This is a genomic window from Streptomyces sp. NPDC029044 (genome assembly GCF_040637495.1).
Taxonomy (GTDB): domain Bacteria; phylum Actinomycetota; class Actinomycetes; order Streptomycetales; family Streptomycetaceae; genus Streptomyces.
In genome coordinates this window covers 1-2,003 of record NZ_JBEZWN010000151.1, presented here as the reverse complement: position 1 = coordinate 2,003, position 2,003 = coordinate 1, and the positions used below count along the sequence as shown (strand labels likewise).

2 protein-coding genes are annotated in these 2,003 nt (G+C 72.5%); both read right to left on the bottom strand.

Annotated features, from left to right (window positions below):
* Positions 1 to 96: 96 nt before the first annotated feature.
* Positions 97 to 780, bottom strand: a complete 684-nt coding sequence (locus tag AB0E85_RS39905; RefSeq protein ID WP_361937653.1) for a response regulator transcription factor — start codon at positions 778 to 780, stop codon at positions 97 to 99.
* A 2-nt stretch (positions 781 to 782) separates the two neighbouring features.
* Positions 783 to 1,736 (bottom strand): HAMP domain-containing sensor histidine kinase, encoded by a 954-nt coding sequence (locus tag AB0E85_RS39900; protein ID WP_361937652.1) that lies wholly within the window; start codon positions 1,734 to 1,736, stop codon positions 783 to 785.
* Positions 1,737 to 2,003: the final 267 nt, after the last annotated feature.

Here is a 2,003-nt window from a genome sequence, read left to right as displayed (position 1 = left end):
GGGGGATCGGGTGCTGCCGGCGCCGGGCGCCGGGCGCGCGCTGTGAGGCACCGTCCCCCCCTCTCGTCGTGGCGTGTCGGCCGGGCCGGCCGCCGATCAGGGCTCGATCAGTCCGGCGCGGATCGCGTAGCGGGTGAGGTCCAGACGGTCGCGCAGGCCGAGCTTGTGCAGCAGGTTGGCGCGGTGGCGCTGGACGGTCTTGATGCTGATGAACAGCAGGTCGGCGATCTCCTTGGACGAGTGGCCCTCGGCGACCAGCTTGAGGACCTCCTCCTCGCGGGGTGTGAGGATCCGGTCGGGGTCTTCCTGACCGCGGCGGGCCCGGTCCAGGTAGTTGCGGATCAGGGCGGTGACCGCGCCGGGATACAGGAAGGGCTCGTCCCGCATGGCGGCCCGGCACGCGGCGACCAGGTCCCGGTCGGCCACCGACTTCAGCACATACCCGCTCGCGCCGGCCTTCAAAGCCTGGAAGAAGTACTGCTCGTTGTCGTGCATGGTCAGCATCAGGATCCGCAAGTCCGGCCTCACTGCGGCCAGTTCGCGCGCGGCCTGCAGACCGGTCAGGCGCGGCATGGCGATGTCGAGCACGGCCAGGTCGACATCGCGGGTGCGGGCCAGCTCGATGGCCTCGGCCCCGTCGCCGGCCTCGGCGACCACTTCGAGGTCCGGTTGCTGGTCGAGGATGAGCCGCACGCCGCGGCGGACCAGCGCGTGGTCGTCGGCGAGCAGGATGCGGATGGTGCCGGAATCCGCCGGATCGGGCATGGCCGTGTCGGGCATGGTCAGAGCTGCTTCCTTGCGAGCGGCGCGGTGAGCTGGACCCGGGTGCCGGCCCGGGGTGCCGGGGTGATGTCGAGGCTGCCCCCGACGAGCAGGGCACGCTCGCGCATCCCGCGGATGCCGGCGCCCTCGCGGGGTGCCTCGATGCCGCTGCCGTCGTCGGTCACGGTCAGCACCACGCCGTCGCCGGTGCGGCGCAGCGCGACGGTGACGCGCCCGGCGTCCGCGTGGCGGGCGACGTTGGTCAGTGACTCCTGCGCGACGCGGTAGAGGACCAGCTCCGTCTCCGGGGCCAGCGCGGGCAGGTCGGTGTCGAAGCGGCGCGTGACCAGCAGCCCGGTATGGGTGGCGAAGTCCTCGCTGAGCGAGGTCAGCGCGCTGACCAGGCCCAGATCGTCCAGCACACCGGGCCGCAGCCGGCGCACCAGGCGGCGTACCTCGTCCAGGCTCTCCCGGGTGATCTCCTGCAGTTCCTGCAACTCCCTGCGCTGCGGCTCCGGTACGTCGTCCGCGGAGCGCTTGAGCCCCAGCAGGATCGCGGTCATGCTCTGGCCGACCTCGTCGTGCAGTTCCTGGGCGATGCGCCGGCGTTCCGCCTCCTGGGCCAGCAGGGCCCGGGCGCTGCTGGTGGCCCGCTCCTGCTCCAGCCGTTCCAGCATGGCGTTGAAGGTACGGATCAGCTCGGCGACCCCGCCGCCCCCGGAAGCGGGCAGGCGCTGGCCGGGGCGCAGCAGGTCCACGGTGGTCATCAGCTTCGTGAGCCGGTCCAGCGGGGCCAGGCCGAACCGCAGCAGCGCGGCGTTCGCGACGAGCATCACGGCCAGCCCGCCGACCAGGATCACCGCCTCGGTCAGCAGCACCGGCACCGAGACGGTGACCGGAGCCAGCAGCAGCAAGGCCGTGGCCGTGCCCAGCACCACGGCGTTGAGCGCGAAGATCCGCCAGAACAAGGACACCGTCCCTGCGCCTCCCCTTCCACGAACTCTGTCTCACCTCCACTGTCGGGCATCGCGGAGCCCACCGCGTGCGCGGCCCGGGCGCTTGAGCAAGCCTGCGGCCAGGCTGCCTGCCACCCACGCGCCCCGTAAATGGGACCTGGCCCCCATTTCCCGGACGCGCACCACCCATGGTCCGGCCGCATGGGTCCCTCGCCCCGGTGCAAATGGGGCCCGCGCCCGATGGGTATCCGCCGCGGACCGGGCCAGGCTGGAGCTGACACGACC

Excerpts from the sequence above, each read along its gene's own strand:
- AB0E85_RS39905 (WP_361937653.1), bottom strand. The coding sequence starts at position 780 with ATGCCCGACACGGCCATGCCCGATCCGGCGGATTCCGGCACCATCCGC.